The sequence below is a fragment of the Vibrio taketomensis genome (assembly GCF_009938165.1).
GTDB lineage: Bacteria > Pseudomonadota > Gammaproteobacteria > Enterobacterales > Vibrionaceae > Vibrio > Vibrio taketomensis.
Map to the genome: position 1 here is coordinate 835614 of NZ_AP019650.1, position 16613 is coordinate 852226.

13 protein-coding genes and 2 pseudogenes are annotated in these 16613 nt (G+C 42.9%); 1 reads left to right on the top strand and 14 read right to left on the bottom strand.

Annotation, left to right across the window (positions count from 1 at the left end; genetic code table 11):
- Positions 1–39: 39 nt before the first annotated feature.
- The 9 genes and pseudogenes from Vt282_RS17550 to Vt282_RS17590 form a co-directional block, all read right to left on the bottom strand.
- Positions 40–1065 (bottom strand): CobW family GTP-binding protein, encoded by a 1026-nt coding sequence (locus Vt282_RS17550; protein ID WP_162064558.1) that lies wholly within the window; start codon positions 1063–1065, stop codon positions 40–42.
- A gap of 312 nt (positions 1066–1377) precedes the next feature.
- Positions 1378–2280: a LysR family transcriptional regulator gene (locus tag Vt282_RS17555; protein WP_162064236.1), complete on the bottom strand. Its 903-nt coding sequence runs from the start codon at positions 2278–2280 to the stop codon at positions 1378–1380.
- 189 nt (positions 2281–2469) lie between these two features.
- A pseudogene (locus Vt282_RS17560) lies at positions 2470–3224 on the bottom strand (LutC/YkgG family protein).
- Positions 3225–3236: 12 nt separating this feature from the next.
- Positions 3237–4652: a LutB/LldF family L-lactate oxidation iron-sulfur protein gene (locus Vt282_RS17565; protein WP_162048240.1), complete on the bottom strand. Its 1416-nt coding sequence runs from the start codon at positions 4650–4652 to the stop codon at positions 3237–3239.
- 13 nt (positions 4653–4665) lie between these two features.
- Positions 4666–5385: a (Fe-S)-binding protein gene (locus tag Vt282_RS17570; protein WP_162064237.1), complete on the bottom strand. Its 720-nt coding sequence runs from the start codon at positions 5383–5385 to the stop codon at positions 4666–4668.
- Positions 5386–5468: 83 nt separating this feature from the next.
- Positions 5469–7052 (bottom strand): L-lactate permease, encoded by a 1584-nt coding sequence (locus Vt282_RS17575; RefSeq protein WP_162064238.1) that lies wholly within the window; start codon positions 7050–7052, stop codon positions 5469–5471.
- 542 nt (positions 7053–7594) lie between these two features.
- Entirely contained in the window at positions 7595–8023 is a 429-nt protein-coding gene (locus Vt282_RS17580) for a VF530 family protein (RefSeq protein WP_162048649.1), read from the bottom strand.
- Between the two features lie 147 nt (positions 8024–8170).
- A complete protein-coding gene (locus Vt282_RS17585) occupies positions 8171–9775 on the bottom strand; it encodes an ABC-F family ATPase (protein ID WP_162064239.1) in 1605 nt (534 codons plus the stop codon).
- Between the two features lie 284 nt (positions 9776–10059).
- On the bottom strand, positions 10060–11253 hold the full coding sequence (locus tag Vt282_RS17590; RefSeq protein WP_162048243.1) for an acetate/propionate family kinase: 1194 nt from the start codon (positions 11251–11253) through the stop codon (positions 10060–10062).
- Positions 11254–11766: 513 nt separating this feature from the next.
- Here Vt282_RS17590 and cueR point away from each other — a divergent pair.
- A complete protein-coding gene (gene cueR, locus Vt282_RS17595) occupies positions 11767–12153 on the top strand; it encodes a Cu(I)-responsive transcriptional regulator (RefSeq protein WP_162064240.1) in 387 nt (128 codons plus the stop codon).
- 97 nt (positions 12154–12250) lie between these two features.
- Here cueR and vctC read toward each other — a convergent pair whose 3' ends face one another.
- From vctC to Vt282_RS17620, 5 genes and pseudogenes are all read right to left on the bottom strand, one after another.
- Positions 12251–12997, bottom strand: a complete 747-nt coding sequence (vctC, locus tag Vt282_RS17600; protein WP_162064559.1) for an iron chelate ABC transporter ATP-binding protein VctC — start codon at positions 12995–12997, stop codon at positions 12251–12253.
- Positions 12998–13012: 15 nt separating this feature from the next.
- Positions 13013–13963: an iron chelate uptake ABC transporter permease subunit VctG gene (vctG, locus tag Vt282_RS17605; RefSeq protein WP_162064241.1), complete on the bottom strand. Its 951-nt coding sequence runs from the start codon at positions 13961–13963 to the stop codon at positions 13013–13015.
- Positions 13953–14888 carry an iron chelate uptake ABC transporter permease subunit VctD gene (gene vctD, locus Vt282_RS17610; protein WP_162064242.1) on the bottom strand — a complete coding sequence of 312 codons (936 nt, stop codon included), beginning with the start codon at positions 14886–14888 and terminating at the stop codon, positions 13953–13955. Before vctD ends, vctG begins: the two co-directional genes overlap by 11 nt.
- Positions 14889–14957: 69 nt before the next feature.
- A pseudogene (locus Vt282_RS17615) lies at positions 14958–15860 on the bottom strand (siderophore ABC transporter substrate-binding protein).
- Between the two features lie 206 nt (positions 15861–16066).
- On the bottom strand, positions 16067–16558 hold the full coding sequence (locus Vt282_RS17620; protein ID WP_232055192.1) for an RNA-binding S4 domain-containing protein: 492 nt from the start codon (positions 16556–16558) through the stop codon (positions 16067–16069).
- Positions 16559–16613: the final 55 nt, after the last annotated feature.

The window sequence follows — 16613 nt, forward strand, 5'->3', positions numbered from 1 at the left end:
TTGACTCTCTGATTGAAGAGAATGTTTGAAAGCCGGTAATTAACCTTTACGATCATCATCTTGACTCACGACACATTCCAGCAACTGCAACTCAAACTCTTTATCTACATCGGTTGCAATAAGCTCAATTCGGCTCTCACCGCACTCGTCTAGCTCTGCTTCCGTAAGACCATCCTCGGTCATGTTGTAGCCAAATATTCCATCTTGAGTGATAAATACCGCTTTCATTCTTTCTACATCGAGTTGTAGTAACAACTCAATCAGCTTTGCTCGCTCGAAATGCATAGTTGTAGCGAAACGCCAACCGACACTCTTAAAGCCTTCACCCTGATTCTCAGCCATGATGAAACCACTCTCAGGGATAGGAAGCTCTGATGCTAAAGGCTTGCTTTTGTGATGATGGTGCAAAGGGAAATACTCATTCACAGAGGTTTCACCTTCAAACTCTGAAAAAGCAATGTGACCAAACTGAGCAAATATCGTCTTAACATTAGGACGCCCTATCTTTGCCACATAGGCTTTTAGATTTTCCTCGTCCCCTGATAGATACAAATCTTGTTTATTGCCTACTACCGTATCTGCAATCGCGATTTGTTGATTGAACGTTTCGTGCGTTATATAACGGGGATCGGATAGCTTTCGAGCATCCACTAATGTGATGTTTTTCTGCAGCGACAGAACTTTTTGATAGTACTCACTGGATAATACTTGTAGTACTTCTTTTGGATGACCTAATCCCGTCGGTTCAATCAGTAATCGGTCGGGTCTTGCTTGTGCTAAAAGCTGACCCAATGCAATCTGCATAGGAAGACCCGCAGCGCAACACATACAGCCCCCGGGCACTTCTTGGACAAATACCTGCGATGCACTTTCTGTACTCGACTGCCCCTTAAGCAAGCTACCATCAACGCCAATTTCACCAAATTCGTTTACTAGTACCGCCCAGCGTTCATTACTTGGTTTGTGTTTGAGTAGATTCAAAATAGCCGATGTTTTACCAACACCAAGAAAACCGGTAATTATATTGGTTGGTACAGCCCGTATGGCTTCACTCCTCGCGCTCATCATGTACTCCTCAACTAGGGACGCTATTGGTTTGCTTACTCATGAATGGTTCTCATCGCACACAGTTCAGAATAACCTTGCGGCTTATATCCATAAATACGACAACGAAATGTTATAACATAACATTTCGTATTGCTACTCAAGCGAAATATGCAACAGGATAGAAAATACAAATACGGTTGGATTAACGGCGAAACGCTTGGTTAAACAATTGAAATGAAACAGCGAGTAAATGGATAAGGAGTTAAACGGGGGGAATGGTTAAAACGAGATTAGAAGCAGGCGCTACCTCCCCTAATCTGTCTATCGATCCTAAAAACGCTCTTTCATGTCAAAATAGCGCTGGCGCAGATGCTCGATCAGCATTTGAATGCGTTTGGCTGGCTTTTTGGTATATGGATAAACCGCGTAAACTCCAACGACCTTTGCGGTATGGTGACCAAGCACTTCCACAAGCGTATGCTCTTGAATATCATCATAAATTAGGCACATCGGTAGATACGCTAAGCCGTTTCCCGCCAGAGCTGATTTACGCAACGCTGCTGCATTATTGGATGAGAAATTACCATTCACTTTAACGGTATAGACATCACTGTTATTTTTGAATTGCCAATCAAAGGTGCCACCGCTCTCATGGGTATAGCCAAGGCAATTATGTTTACGCAAATCATTCGGTAACTGTGGTACCCCATTCTTCGCGAGATACTCAGGTGACGCACACACCGCCCAATGAGAGTTAAAAATAAAGCGAGCAATAAGACTCGAGTCTTCCAAGTAACCAGTGCGAATAACCAAATCATAGTTATCAGCGACTAAATCAACAAAGTTGTTGTCCATCGCCATTTCAACGGTCAAGCCGGGGTTTTGCTGACAAAACTCGGAGACTGCCTCTGCAAGCAGTAACTCACCAGAGATGGTCGGCACTGACATTCGAATATGCCCAGAGAGGTTCTCGTTGTAACCCATTACGGCATCAAATGCCGCTTTAGCGGTCGCATTGATGTCTTTAGAGCGGTAGTAAAGCATCTCACCCGCTTCCGTCAAAGTCAGCTTACGCGTAGTTCGATAGAGTAATTGAATACCAAGCTCACTCTCTAGTTTACTCACACGCTTGCTCACCATGGATTTGGTGGTGTGATTCACTTGAGCGACTTGGCTAAAAGAGCCGTACTCAACAACTTGAGTAAATAAAACGAGATCATCTATATGTGGCATACCCTACCTTATTGTTCTAATTTTCTACTGGGACTGATTATATACCCAACTCACCCTTTGATGGGCTACCGTATATCTGCAAAATAAATATGAAAAGGCACACCCGTTAGAGTGTGCCTTACTGCTCTATTTCCTGTTAGAAATTCCCAAAGAGCAATTTTTCAAATCGTTGCTTACCAACCAATGACGTTACATATCATCAATAACGACATAAGTAGCAAACACAGGGCCGTGAACCCCTACTACCTGATTAACTCAATATCAGCCGTTGAGCTTGGGCCTGAGATAAAGTTAACACATGATGGAATGCGCTCGCCTTGGTTCGCTTTTTGATGCAGCAATGCAGTAGCTTGCGTTAGGCGCGGTTTGAGATTGCTTTTAGCCACAACAAAGATAGATGCCTCAGGTAGCAAACTTACTGCACGGCCTTGATTGGCTTGGCTGTATAGCACCATAGTGCCTGATTCCGCTAATGCTTCTTCTGCCAGCACGATACCAACCTTGGCACGTTCAGCAATTTTGATGTTGGCATCAAAGCCTGCAGCAGCATCCCACACATGCACTTTGTGCTCATCAGTTTCTAGCGCTTGTGGCGATACCATTTCAAGTAATGCCGCAGTGGCAGAAACAATCGTTTCACCTGCAGCCGCATTGCCTTGCTGATCTTTGCAGTAATCTAGGCAAACTTGTTTTAGGGTTACCTCTAGATCCGCTTTGGTTGTGACCACTGCTTTTGCGCCCAGTGATGTTTCAGTGTAGCGAACTAACTCATCTTTTAGCTGATCTTGGCTAAACGTGGCCATCACTTCATTTTGGCAAGTATGACGCAATGCTGGTCGTTCAACTTGAGTCAGTGGTTGAGTTCGACCAAGTTGACGCGCGATATTAGAAAGAAATGAAGTACGATTATGCAGACGCTTTTCTCTATCAATTGTATTCGACATTATCATCACTCCTTATTTTTTGTTTCTTGATTCAAACCAACTACGGAATGACTCGCCGTCTGGTTGAGGAAGGTCACGCGCTTGAGTCCATTTACCAATGGCACCGAGGCTAAATGGCAGTTTGCCATTTTTAATTAGCTTGCCACCGATCACGGCACCGGCTTTCACACCTAAATTCCACACTAACGGTGTCGCGTTAACGATGGTAAAGCCTTTTACAACCGCACGTTCACTAACAGGAGTGATGCCCTCTTTGCCCATTTTTTCACGATGTTTAAGCAGCAAATCTGATAATGGGATCTTCACTGGGCACACATCGTGACACGCTTTACACAAGCTACATGCGTATGGCAGTTCTTTAAAGTCATCGTAGCCACCAAGTAGTGGTGACAATACGGCACCGATCGGGCCTGAGTAGATTGAACCATACGCCTGACCACCAATGTGGCGGTAAGCTGGACAAGTGTTTACACACGCAGCGCAGCGTACGCAGCGTAGAATATCGCGGAACTCTGAACCTAAAATCTCTGATCGGCCGTTATCCACAATCACTAGATGGAACTCTTCAGGGCCGTCACATTGATCGTTTTCACGCGGGCCAGTCAGCGCAGTCACGTAACCGGTTAATGGCAAGCCAACCGCACTGCGACATAACAAACTGATCACGATATCCAACTCTTCAAACGTTGGTACCATGCGCTCCATACCCATCACCGCAATGTGCGTTTTAGGCAGCGTCGTTGCCATACGCGCATTACCTTCGTTGGTCACCAGCGCCACGGTACCTGATTCAGCAACCGCAAAGTTACAACCCGTAATACCGATATCCGCTTCTAGGAAATCGTGACGAATATGTTGACGAACAAAACGAGTCATCTCTTCTGGGTCTTCACTACCTTGATAGTTCAGCTTATCTTTAAAGATGTCTTTAATCTGGGTACGGTTTTTATGCAGTGCTGGCACAACGATATGCGACGGTGGATCGCAATCATCCACTTGCAGAATGTATTCGCCTAAGTCGGTTTCAATCACTTCACAGCCATTGCGCTGAATCATTTGGTTAACACCAATTTCTTCAGTCACCATTGACTTAGATTTCACCACTTTTTTAGCGTTTTTCGCTTTGAGGATACCTTCGATATAGTCAGTGGCTTCCTTCGCGGTTTTAGCAAAGAACACGTGACCACCGTTATCAAGCACTTTTTCGCTCAACTGGTGCAGGTAGTAATCTAGGTTTTCAAGGACGTGATTACGAATATCCATGCCCATTTCACGCCATTGTTCCCAGTTACCCAGTCTATCAGCGGCGATTTGACGGTTAGCAAACATACGCTCTTGCGCATTCGCTACCGATTTGAGCATAAACTCGTCTTTCATGTGAACATCAATACGTTGTTTGAAGTTCTCATTACTGGTTTTCATCGACATAGCAGTGTTACTCCTATCGGCTTAGCAACACATCAACGATGTGCATGACTTTTACAGGTTTGCCTTCTCGCGACACTCGACCACCAATATTGATCAAGCAGCTACTGTCAGCACCGATAAGAAAATCAGGTTCAACTTCACTGATGTGCTGAACTTTCTCTTTCACCATCTCGCCTGAAATTTCGGCCATTTTCACTGAGAAAGTACCGCCGAAGCCACAACACGTTTCTTGGTTTTTGATTGGCACCATTTCCAACCCTTCCACCGCAGCAAGCAGTGCTAAAGGTTCTTCACGTACGCCGAGTTTACGAATTAAGCTGCATGATGGGTGGTAAACAGCGCGGCCTTTTAGGCGAGCGCCGACATTGGTTACACCAAGCTCATTGACGATAAATTGAGTCAGCTCAAAAAGACGATCTGCTACTTTTTGAGCACGCTCTGCCCATTCCGGCTCGTCTGCAAGATATTCAGGATACTTCTTAATCGCTGCCGCACATGAACCTGCTGGCGTAACGATGGGGTAATCATTCCCTTCAAACGCCTGAATGAGGTTTTTCATGCCCGGCTTGCTTTCTTCAACATAGCCGCTGTTTAGTGATGGTTGGCCACAACAACCTTGCTGCTTAGGAAATAGGATTTCACAACCTAGTTCTTCAAGTAACAACACTGTTTTCTTTGCAACTTCAGATTTTACTGTGTCGCAAATACAGGTGACAAAGAAGTTAATCTTCATAACATTGCTCCGATTAAGGAATATATTTATCTTTATATTTATATATTTAGCGTAGTACCAACCGAGCACTGCGCTATAAATTTTTATAGGGCTAAGCTCGCGATGCCCACAATCACGCCATACAACACCATTGGCACGACCGTACGTTTAATGATGTAGCCCTCTTGGTTTGAAATACCCAAGATTGTCGATACAGCGATGATGTTGTTGATACACACCATATTACCCATTGCACCACCTACTGATTGCAGCGCCAAAATAAGGTGTTCAGGCAAGCCCACGCTGTGGGCAATCGCTTGTTGAATGCCGCCAAATGTAAGGTTGGATACGGTTGCCGAGCCTGAGAAGAAGGCACCCAAGGCACCAAGGTAGGACGCAAAGAACTGCCATTTCGTGCCCATTAGTTCAGAGAATGCGTGGCCTGTGGTCATGATTGGTGAATGAGTACCGCCCATCATCATGAACTTAACCATGACTAGCGCACCAACAAGCGCAATAAATGGAATTTTTATGCGGCTAGCCGTTTCGGTAAATACTTGTGTAACTTGTGAACGCGACATGCTAAAGATGAAGATTGACAAGAACACCACTAGCAAAAATGGAATCAGCGCTGGCACATACAAGGTTTTGTACGCCCAAGAAGCATCCGTACCAAGAATGTGTGCGAACTTGATAATTAGTGCATGGCTCAAACTAAATTCACCTAAGCCACCTAACTGCAAACTAAACAGCGGCGTACCATCATTAAGCAGCGCTTTAATGCCGAGTTGTTGAATGCGAGTGATGATTAGAATAGCAATCAGTAGTAGTGTTGGGCTCATTGCTTGTAGCACTTGGCCGCGTGTAACTGGTACCGCTTGTTTCTCACCGCTGTCACTACGTTTTTCCATACCAACATTGTAACGAGCAAGCAGAATTGAAATCGCCAAACCAATTGCACCGCCAACCAATGATGGGAATTCATAGTTCCATTGAGCAAACAGCACGTATGGAACGGTACAAGAAAGAACACTCAACTGAACAAAGATAAAGTTACGACGAATCGTTTTCCAATCGACAACAAAGCTCAGTGCAATCACTGGGATTACGAAGCCCGCAATGGTGTGAAGAATTGCTGAGTATTGACCGATATTAAGCAGGGCAGACTCATCCAAGCCTAAACTTGCAAAACCAAACCATGTCGGCGTGCCCACTGCACCAAAAGATACGGGTACCGAGTTCATCACCAACGCTAGCATCGCAACACGCAGTGCAGGAAAGCCAAGACCAACTAAGATAGGCGCAGCAATTGCTGCTGGAGTACCAAAGCCTGAAGCGCCTTCGATCATAAAGGCGAACGCCCACCCAATGATCATAAGTTGGGCAACTTGGTTACGGCTAATACTTTCAAGCCAATGGCGAATAACCGTTTCAGCACCTGTGATAGCGATAGTACGGTTTAAGAGAATTGCACCGGCAATAATCGAAATTGGAGTAATAGCAGAGAGTGTGCCGGAGATTAGATTGGCAATGATATCAGTCGTATCAGTACCGAAATAGAAGAATTGTAGCAATCCTATAATTAGAGCAGTAAGAGGAAGAGCGATATGCGAAGGCAGAGCTTTCTTCTTGGTCATCATCCAGATCAAAAGAATAATCGGGAAGGTAGATATAGCGAGATTTAACATACTTTCGTCCACGACATAGTTATTTTTGTTAATGATTCACGCCTAGATAAAACATTTATCTGGTGTAAATTGATAACCTTTGTAGTGCCGCCATCTTAGACAAATTTAACATTCACGCTATAACTAAAATCTCACCTTGTTTTTGCACCTTATTTTGTGATACTTCATCAATCCCCTACTATAGTCTATTTTGTATTATTTCGTAAAACAAACAGTTAACAACGAATAAAGAACCAACCAATCCTTTATTAGATAACTATTGGAAACAATCAATATCCAATACCAAACAAATAACAATTTACAACAAGATTTAACATTATGAACAAATACCATGTTTGAAAAATTAAGTAAAGTTACATAAAGACTAATTAGCATTGTGAAAAACAACGAATAGTTAGAAAGTACAAAAAAAGCCCCAATAACCAGAGTTCCAGTTATTGGGGCTTTTCTAATTTTCGATCCCAATTTAAGGCATCCCATACAAGACATCGATACCTAAATAAGGCTTTACATCCGCACCTAACAACAGTGCGCGACTCTAACTATCGGCTACGATGGAAACGTGCACGATCAGAGCGCTGCTTAGAAGCACGGGCTTTGTGAGCAGACGCTGCTTTCGCTTGTGATGCTAAGATCGACTCTACTGTTAGTTCCATTGGCTCACGTGGTTCTAGACCATGACGGAACGTACGCGCACGTGGTGGAAGGCCATATTCATACTCAGACGCTTTTGGCATACGCTTGAAGCGGTAAAGGTAGAAGTTCTCTACACGCTCACGCGCCCATTCTGTTTTCTTCAGGTATTTAACGCTGCTGGCAATCGTTGGTTTGGTATTGAAACAGTTCATGCGCATCGCGGCATCAAGAATTTCCCAACCATAATGATCAACCAACTGCTTCAGCATATCTTCAATCTTAAGACCGTGCAGCGGGTTGTTTTTTTGTAGTTCAATGCGTTCTTCTTCAGTCATAAATTCATGGCTCATGAACGACTCCTTAATAATGAGTGGTGCTTATCGCTTACCACATACCCCTTAGGGGAATAAATTCAATACTGCGAATAACCTTCAATTAATGTCTGAAGCTATTCGCTTTGAATACTCGGTTTTAATGCCAAACTAAGCTGCACTCAGCACTTTTTGCTGATGTGCCATATATTCGTCAAACGAGCCTTGGAAGCTCACCAACTGTTTATCTTTAACATCAATAATAGATGTCGCAAGCGAAGACACGAACTCGCGGTCGTGACTGACAAAAATCAACGTGCCAGTATACACCTTCAATGCACTGTTCAGCGCTTCAATCGCTTCCATATCCATGTGGTTCGTTGGCTCGTCCATCACCAGCACATTGATGTCTTGCATCATCAACTTACCAAACAACAGACGGTTCTTCTCACCACCTGAACAATTTTTTGCCTTTTTGTTGGCATCATCGGCAGTAAACAGTAAACGCCCTAGAATGCCACGAACCATCAAGTCATTGTGCTTAACCGTTCGCCATTGAGAAATCCACTCAAAAATGGTTAAGTCATTATCAAAATCCGCACTGCTATCCTGTGGGCAATAGCCGATTGATGCATTTTCTGACCACTTAACCACACCCTGAGTTTGTTCTAACTCATTCACTAAACAGCGTAATAATGTGGTTTTACCGACACCGTTTTCGCCAATAATGGCTAAGCGAGTACCCGCCTCTAAAAGCAAGTTACCCTTTTCAAACAGCAGTTCATCACCAAACGAATGACCAAGATCTTGTAGTTCCAACGCCAAGCGATGCAGCTTTTTACCTTCACCAAAATCAATCGATGGACTGATTCTGCTACTTGCTTTGACTTCATCCAGCTGGATTTTTTCCATTCTCTTAGCGCGAGAGCTGGCTTGTTTCGCTTTAGATGCATTGGCACCAAAACGGTTAACGAACTCTTGTAGCTCGTTAATTTCAGCCGTTTTCTTAGCGTTAGACGCCAAAAGTTGCTCACGACGCAAACCTGACGCTTCAAGGAAATACTCATAGTTACCCGGGTAAATACGCAACTCACCGTAATCTATGTCTGCCATATGAGTACATACTGAATTTAAGAAGTGACGGTCATGGGAAATAATGATCATCGTACACTTACGTTGATTCAACTCTTCTGCTAACCAGTTGATGGTATGAATGTCCAAGTTGTTGGTAGGTTCGTCGAGTAGCAAAATATCTGGGTTCGCAAATAATGCCTGCGCCAATAACACACGCAGTTTCCAGCCTGGTGCGACTTGCTTCATTGAACCAAAGTGAAGTTCTTCTTCGATGCCCGCTTGCAGCAAAATGTCACCAGCTCGACTTTCTGCTGTGTAGCCATCCATTTCTGCAAATTCGCTTTCAAGCTCAGCGACTTTCATGCCGTCTTCTTCACTCATTTCTGGCAATGAGTAAATGCGGTCACGCTCCTGCTTCACTTCCCACAATCTACGGTCACCCATGATCACCGCATCAATAACACTGTATTGCTCAAACGCAAACTGATCTTGGCTCAATACGCCAAGCTTTAATCCAGGGGTGATCGACACGTTACCAGAGCTTGGCATTAACGCGCCGCTGAGGATTTTCATGAATGTCGATTTACCACAACCATTCGCCCCAATCAGGCCATAGCGGTTACCGTTACCAAACTTAGCAGAAATGTTCTCAAACAGTGGTTCGGCACCAAATTGCATGGTGATGTTGTTTGTACTTATCAAAGCAGCGCCCTCGAAGTAAATTTCTTTTAATAACAAGCTCTTAATTTACTTTCGAGATACTGTTTTAAAAGGTCAGATGGAATTGGGTCGCTATTCTATATGATTCATTCTTAAGGTGATATAGGTCACATGGATATTGAGTGAGATTTTGATTGCATCAGCAACTCGCCCTTTCGTTGGTTGCGAAAAAAGAATGCAAGTTCTGAAATATGTTTATCGCACCAAAAAACCCTTTCCATACGGAAAGGGCTTCAGACTTTTTTTCCCAAAAAAAGAGTAGATTTTTATAGCAGTTCTACTGACTGCTGAGCGATAACGAACTCTTCGTTAGTTGGGATAACCACCGCAACTGCACCTAGAAGTTCAGATGTCGCGATTACACCTGCATTGCCGAAGCGAGCATTTTCGTTGCCCTTTTCATCTTCCACAAAACCTAACAGTTTTAGGTTCTTCAGAATTTCACGACGAATTGGAAGAGAGTTCTCACCAATACCACCAGTGAAGATCACTGCATCAAGATGACTTAATGGAATTAAGTAAGAGCCAATGTACTTAGCGACGCGGTAAGTGAAAACTTCAAATGCAAGCTTCGCACCTTCGTGACCATTTTCCATTGCTTCAAGCACACCACGAGCATCAGAAGTAAGACCAGATACACCCAAGAAACCTGACTTCTTGTTTAGAGCTTCAAAAACTTGCTCTTGGCTCCAGCCTTTCTTCAATAAAAATTCGATAATACCTGGGTCTAAGTCACCACAACGAGTACCCATCATAAGACCCGAAAGTGGCGTAAAGCCCATTGAAGTATCAACAGATTGACCGTTTTCGATCGCACAAACAGAAGCACCATTACCTAGGTGAACAGAGATGAAGCTCGCTTCTTCGATTGGCTTGTTAACCATCTTAGCGGCTTCACGACTAACAAAGTAATGGCTCGTGCCGTGGAAACCGTAACGACGAATACCGTAGTTTGTGTATAGGTCTTTACAGATTGCACCAGTAAATGCTTTTTGAGGCATTGATTGGTGGAAAGCCGTGTCAAATACAGCGAACTGAGGCAAGCTAGGGAATGCAACCATAGCAGCCTTGATACCTTTTGCACCAGCAGGGTTGTGGAGCGGAGCTAGGTCAGAAAGGCTTTCAATTTCAGTCAGTACATTTTCATCGATACGTACGGTTGAAGTAAACTTCTCACCACCATGTACAATACGGTGACCAACAGCAACTAAATCAGAGGTAAAGCCTAACGTTTCAATTAGATCTACAATGCGATTGATCGCATGTTGGTGATGATTGTCAGGAGCAGTGATTGCTTCCTCTGTTTTTTCGCCATTGTATTTCCAGCTAATAACAGCTTCTGGTAAACCAAAGCACTCACCTAAACCGCTAACAATCGCGTCGCCTGTTTGCGAATCGATTACAGCAAATTTTAGTGAAGAACTGCCTGAGTTAATCACCAATACAAACGAATTAGACATGTGGTACGTATCCTGTTTCATACTTATTATCGAAGCTTTCGCTCATTGTGTATTGAGTTTAATTATTCAAATTTTTTGAATTTTTCAACTTTGTTTTAATACTAATCGCAGTAGAAACGAATTTTCTTGATTCAAAACAAGTGAAAATTTATTTCGAGCTCAGAAATTAAACGAAATGTCAGTGCCATCAAATTTTTAGCGTGCTTTTGAGTATCGTTACTGGTTTTCAAATATCTTCTACAAACCCTTTTATCATCTGTGATTTCAGAGATTTCTAGCCTACGCTTTAACTCAATATGAATGCTCAATAAGCCACTAGTTGATATGCCACATTGAAAAACAAACCATTTTTACAAAAATTTTTTAATCGCCGATTCATACATTATGTAAAAATAAATAAAATATAACTAAATTCATAGCTCGCCACTCTATTGCTTAAACGCAACAAAAACATGAGTTGTAGGCAATAGCTCCAGTTTTATTTACACTTGTCGTGAATGATGGAGAATTTTTATGAACATTGGTGAAGTCGCCACACTCACTGGCTTATCAAGTAAGTCGATTCGCTTATATGAAGAAAAAGGCATTATCACGCCACCCCATAGAAGTGAATCTGGTTACCGCGAGTATTCATCGCAGCACTTACAAGAACTTAACCTCGTTTCTCGAGCCAAAAATGCCGGTTTTTCACTCGTTGAATGTAAGGAATTTGTTCAGTTAGCACAAAATCCTGAACGTAAGAGCAGCGAAGTGAAAGCCAAAGCACAAGAGAAATTACGTGAAGTAGAGTTTAAGATTAAACAACTGCAAGAAATTGAGCGCCAATTACAACAATGGGTCAAAGCATGCCCCGGTGATGCAAATAGTAAGTGTCCTATCATTGAAGATCTGACCAAATAGCACAGAAACTGACATAAAAAAGCCTTTCCGATGGAAAGGCTTTTTAGTAACCAAGAAAACATCTCAGTGAGAGTAAGTCACTTATAACCTATCCGTTCTAGTAGTACGTGCACATACGCTTGCCATCAACCTCAATGATGTTAAACGGTGTCTCATAAATGCTTTCTAACACATCAGCTTGAATGACACTCTCGACATCACCTTGGGCCACTACCTGCCCTTTTTTGAGTGCAATAATTTTGTCTGAATAACAGGCTGCGAAGTTGATGTCGTGAATGACCACAACCACAGCTTTATTGATCTCACGCGCTAAACGACCTACATTGCGCATGATTTGGAGAGAGTGCTTGATATCAAGGTTATTTAACGGTTCATCTAAAAATACGTAATCTGTATCTTGTGCAATGACCATTGCAATAAAGGCCAATTGGCGCTGACCACCACTTAGCTCATCAAGGTATTTATCTTGAATCGCCGCTAGGTCGAGATAATCAATCGCCTGACTAATGATGTGATGATCTTCTTGGGTGAGCTTACCTTGACTGTAAGGAAAGCGACCAAACGCAATCATTTCACGCACAGTAAAGCGCATCGTAATCGAGTTTGCTTGGCGCAAAACGGCCAAACGTTTCGCAAGATCTTTGGTATCCCACTCTGCGATTTCTTTACAATCGATATAAACCTGACCTTCGTCTTTACTCACTAAACGGCTTGCCATCGATAAGAGCGTGCTTTTTCCTGCCCCGTTAGGCCCAATGATTGAGGTAACTTTGCCTTTTTCAAACTCAGCACTCGCTTGCTTTACCACTGGAGTTTGACCGAAAAGTTTAGTTAGTTTTCTAATTTAATCATGATGAACCTAAACGATTTTGTTTCGTAGCAGCATCGACAAGAAGTAAATACCACCGATAAAGTTGATAACCACACTCAATGTGGTCGAGAAGCCAAATATGTTTTCAACAATCCACTGCCCCGCTAATAACGATGCGACTGCCAATAATGATACGCTTAGCAACAGTACACGGTGTTGATAGCTACGCAGCATTTCACGCGCTAAGTTCGTTACCAACAGACCAAAGAACATGATTGGACCGATAAGAGCGGTAGAAATGGCAATTAGACACGCCGACAAAATCAGCACTTGCAGAGTGACGCGCTTAACATCGATACCAAGACTGGTTGCGTTATCTTTATCCAACCAAAACACATCGAGCACACGATTTAGCCTGAATAGCAACGCGCTGATCAACGCCAACAATGGCGCACACAAATATACCAATTCAACTTTGATGTTATTAAAGCTAGCAAACATGTTTTGCTGAAGTGCCGCAAAATCATTGGGATCCATCAACATGGTCATAAACGATGAGATACTGCCAAACAGCTGCCCTAAAATCACACCGAGAAGCAACAATACCATCAAGTTTTGTTTGTTACTTTTGAAGTAGAAGCTAAACAGCAACACCGAAAACGCCAGCATTACACTTACGGAAAGTGAGAAGTTGAGGTAGTCGTTGAGCACAAAACTACTTAAGCCACCAAATAACACCACCACCAACGTTTGAGTGAACATGTATAAGGCATCAAAACCCATAATACTTGGTGTCAAAATGCGGTTATTCGTAATGGTTTGAAAGGCTAATGCAGATTGACCAATCGCAATACCCGCTAATATCATCGCCACCACTTTAGGAACGCGACGTGATAAAAAGTATTGGTAGTTATCAGCGTTAAGACCAACGCCAATAAATAGCCCGGCAAACACAATTGCCACCACAGCCAAAATGAGCAGCTTGGTTTTATCCTGCATTTTTCTGACCTCGCAGAATAAAGAACACAAACACACCACCACCAAGTATGCTGATGATCATTGAAATTGGAATCTCGTAAGGGAAAATAATCACGCGTCCAGCTAAGTCACAGCACAACACGATTAGTGCGCCCAACACCGCCGTTAGTGGAATATTGCGGCGTAAGTTATCACCGTAAAACTTGCTGACCAAATTAGGCACTATTAAACCAAGAAACGGTAACTGACCAACAATCATCACGACCGTTGCAGCCATAATCGACACCAGCATAACGCCAATTACAATAACCTGTTGATAATTCAGGCCTAAGTTAGTTGCAAAATCTTTGCCTAAACCAACCGCTGAAATACGGGTTGCGTACAAGTAGCTGAAAATCGCAATCGGAACCGCAATATACAAAAGCTCGAAATCACCTTGCAAAATGTTGGCAAAGTTTGCGACAGTCCAACCAGAAAGGTTTTGTAATGCGTCGTATTTGTAGGCAACAAAGGTGGCCAATGAATCCACGACGTTACCAAAAATAATACCGATAAGAGGAACAAAAATAGCGTTCTTAAATTGAATACGATTGATGAACTGTGCAAACAGCAACGTACCCAAAATCGAGATAAGGAAAATTAGCCAAATTTGCTGGGCACCAAAGATAACAAGGCTTAACACATACCCCAGCATCGCACACTCAATCGTGCCCGACGTAGATGGCGCAGCGAATCGGTTCTGGCTAATTTGCTGCATGATAAGACCAGCAATACTCAAACCCGCACCAGCGAGCAAGACTGCCACTAAGCGTGGAATACGGCTGGTTAGCATTAAATGCCAACTGTTGGGATCGCCTGCCAACAAAGCCATTGGGTTAAGGTCGCTCACCCCAACAAATAACGAGCCGATACTGAGCAAAATCAGTATTGGAAATAACTTACTCAAAACTTGCCTCTAACGTCAAAAAGCCCAAACAACTTAGTTGCTTGGGCAGAGCTTAATTCTTATTCGTTTTTACATGCCAATCGATGTTTTCACATCGTTGATCATTTGTTCTGTCGCATTCATGCCCGAGATTGCTAAGTACCATGCGCTAATGTCTAAGTAAGAAATCTGCTGATTTTGGTACGCTTTGGTCGCTTTCACTAAGTCATTTTCGAAATCGCGCTGAACGTTGCTTTTGCCTTTGTTCGTTAAACGGTCTTTATCAATAATTAACAACGTTGACGGGTTCTTTCACGAATAAATTCGTAAGACACTAAGTCACCGTGTTTCTTTGCTTGATGTTATCCGCGGTTTGCTTAAATCAAAGTCACGGTAGATCGCTGAGAAACGCGAGTCTGAGCCGAACGCAGTAATGTTGCCACCTGAGCTCATCACTGTTAATGCATCGACGTTATTTGCTTGGTTGTAGCTATTTATCGCTTTAAATTCTTTATCTAGTTCAGCAATTTTGCTCTCGACAAAATCCTGCTTTTCAAACACTTGACCAAGATTACGCCATTGCTGTTGAGTGCTTGTCCAATAACCTTGCTTGTCATCCGCTGCAAAGACAATCGTTGGGGCAATCTTGCTCAGTTCATCGTATTGCGTGATTGCTCGCGAACCGATAATGATCAAATCCGGTTTTTGCATGTAGATGGTTTCAAAATTTGGCTCAGATAAACTGCCAGCAGAAGTGAACTTGTAATCACGGTATTGCGCTAAGTAATCTGGAAACATACTTACAGTTGAAATCGCAACAGGCTCAACACCAAGTGCCACTGCCGCATCTAATGCGCCAAGGCCAATAACCACAACACGTTGAGGGTTTGATTCTAGTTTTGTTGTCCCTTTTTGATGCGTGATCTCAATCATCTCTGCATTTGTGGTAAATGCAGCAAAGCCTGTCAATAAGGCCAGAATAGTAGCTTTCATAGCCAACTCCATAATTACTAATGCAATGCATTATCATTTAGATTTACTTGAGCTCCTCATGAATTTACGTTTTTTACGTTTGTAAATTATTCCCCTCAATTTTTGAATGGATGTTGATAACTCACAGCAATAAAAGCATCGCAAGAGCGATGCTTTGGGAATAAGTCTGTTTTGGCTAGAAGAAATCGATGCCACCACGGCCCAATTCATTTTTGCCTTTGGCTTCTTATCAGCAGTATTATTTGACTTGGTTTGTTTCGCCGACTTAGGCGCTTTCGACTTTTGCCTTGAGACGCCTTCTTGTCCGTATCTTTTCTGTTTGCAGCTTTGCCCTGATTTGCCGATTTGTTTTGCTTGTTTTTTGATTTGGCCTCAGCGGGCTTGCTCTCAAGTTTGGTTTCTTTTTTCGGTTCAGGCTCTGTCACTGGCGCATCACACACAACAACGTAGTATTCTTGGTCAAACTCAAAAAAGTCACCATCATACATCTTTCGGCGTTTACGCGTTTCTAATTCACCATTTACCGCAACATAGCCTTCTGCGATAAGGTGTTTTGCTTCGCCGCCGCCACCGACTAAGTTGGCAATTTTAAATACCTTGTACAACTCTATTGGTTGAACCGATACTTCAATCCCAATGGCTTCAATTTCGATCTCTTCGCCATCTTGCCAATCTTGTTGTTGGTCGTACTCTGACATTGTCTAACCTCAAAAATAAAAACCGAAGTCTGCCCTTTCTTCCTAATTCTCACAA

What these genes read in the sequence shown, in the direction of transcription:
- Vt282_RS17550 (WP_162064558.1), bottom strand. Translation starts at nt 1,065, where the DNA reads ATGAGCGCGAGGAGTGAAGCCATACGGGCTGTACCAACCAATATAATT.
- Vt282_RS17555 (WP_162064236.1), bottom strand. Translation starts at nt 2,280, where the DNA reads ATGCCACATATAGATGATCTCGTTTTATTTACTCAAGTTGTTGAGTAC.
- Vt282_RS17565 (WP_162048240.1), bottom strand. Translation starts at nt 4,652, where the DNA reads ATGTCGATGAAAACCAGTAATGAGAACTTCAAACAACGTATTGATGTT.
- Vt282_RS17570 (WP_162064237.1), bottom strand. Translation starts at nt 5,385, where the DNA reads ATGAAGATTAACTTCTTTGTCACCTGTATTTGCGACACAGTAAAATCT.
- Vt282_RS17575 (WP_162064238.1), bottom strand. Translation starts at nt 7,052, where the DNA reads ATGTTAAATCTCGCTATATCTACCTTCCCGATTATTCTTTTGATCTGG.
- Vt282_RS17580 (WP_162048649.1), bottom strand. Translation starts at nt 8,023, where the DNA reads ATGACTGAAGAAGAACGCATTGAACTACAAAAAAACAACCCGCTGCAC.
- Vt282_RS17590 (WP_162048243.1), bottom strand. Translation starts at nt 11,253, where the DNA reads ATGTCTAATTCGTTTGTATTGGTGATTAACTCAGGCAGTTCTTCACTA.
- cueR (WP_162064240.1), top strand. Translation starts at nt 11,767, where the DNA reads ATGAACATTGGTGAAGTCGCCACACTCACTGGCTTATCAAGTAAGTCG.
- vctG (WP_162064241.1), bottom strand. Translation starts at nt 13,963, where the DNA reads ATGCAGGATAAAACCAAGCTGCTCATTTTGGCTGTGGTGGCAATTGTG.
- Vt282_RS17620 (WP_232055192.1), bottom strand. Translation starts at nt 16,558, where the DNA reads ATGTCAGAGTACGACCAACAACAAGATTGGCAAGATGGCGAAGAGATC.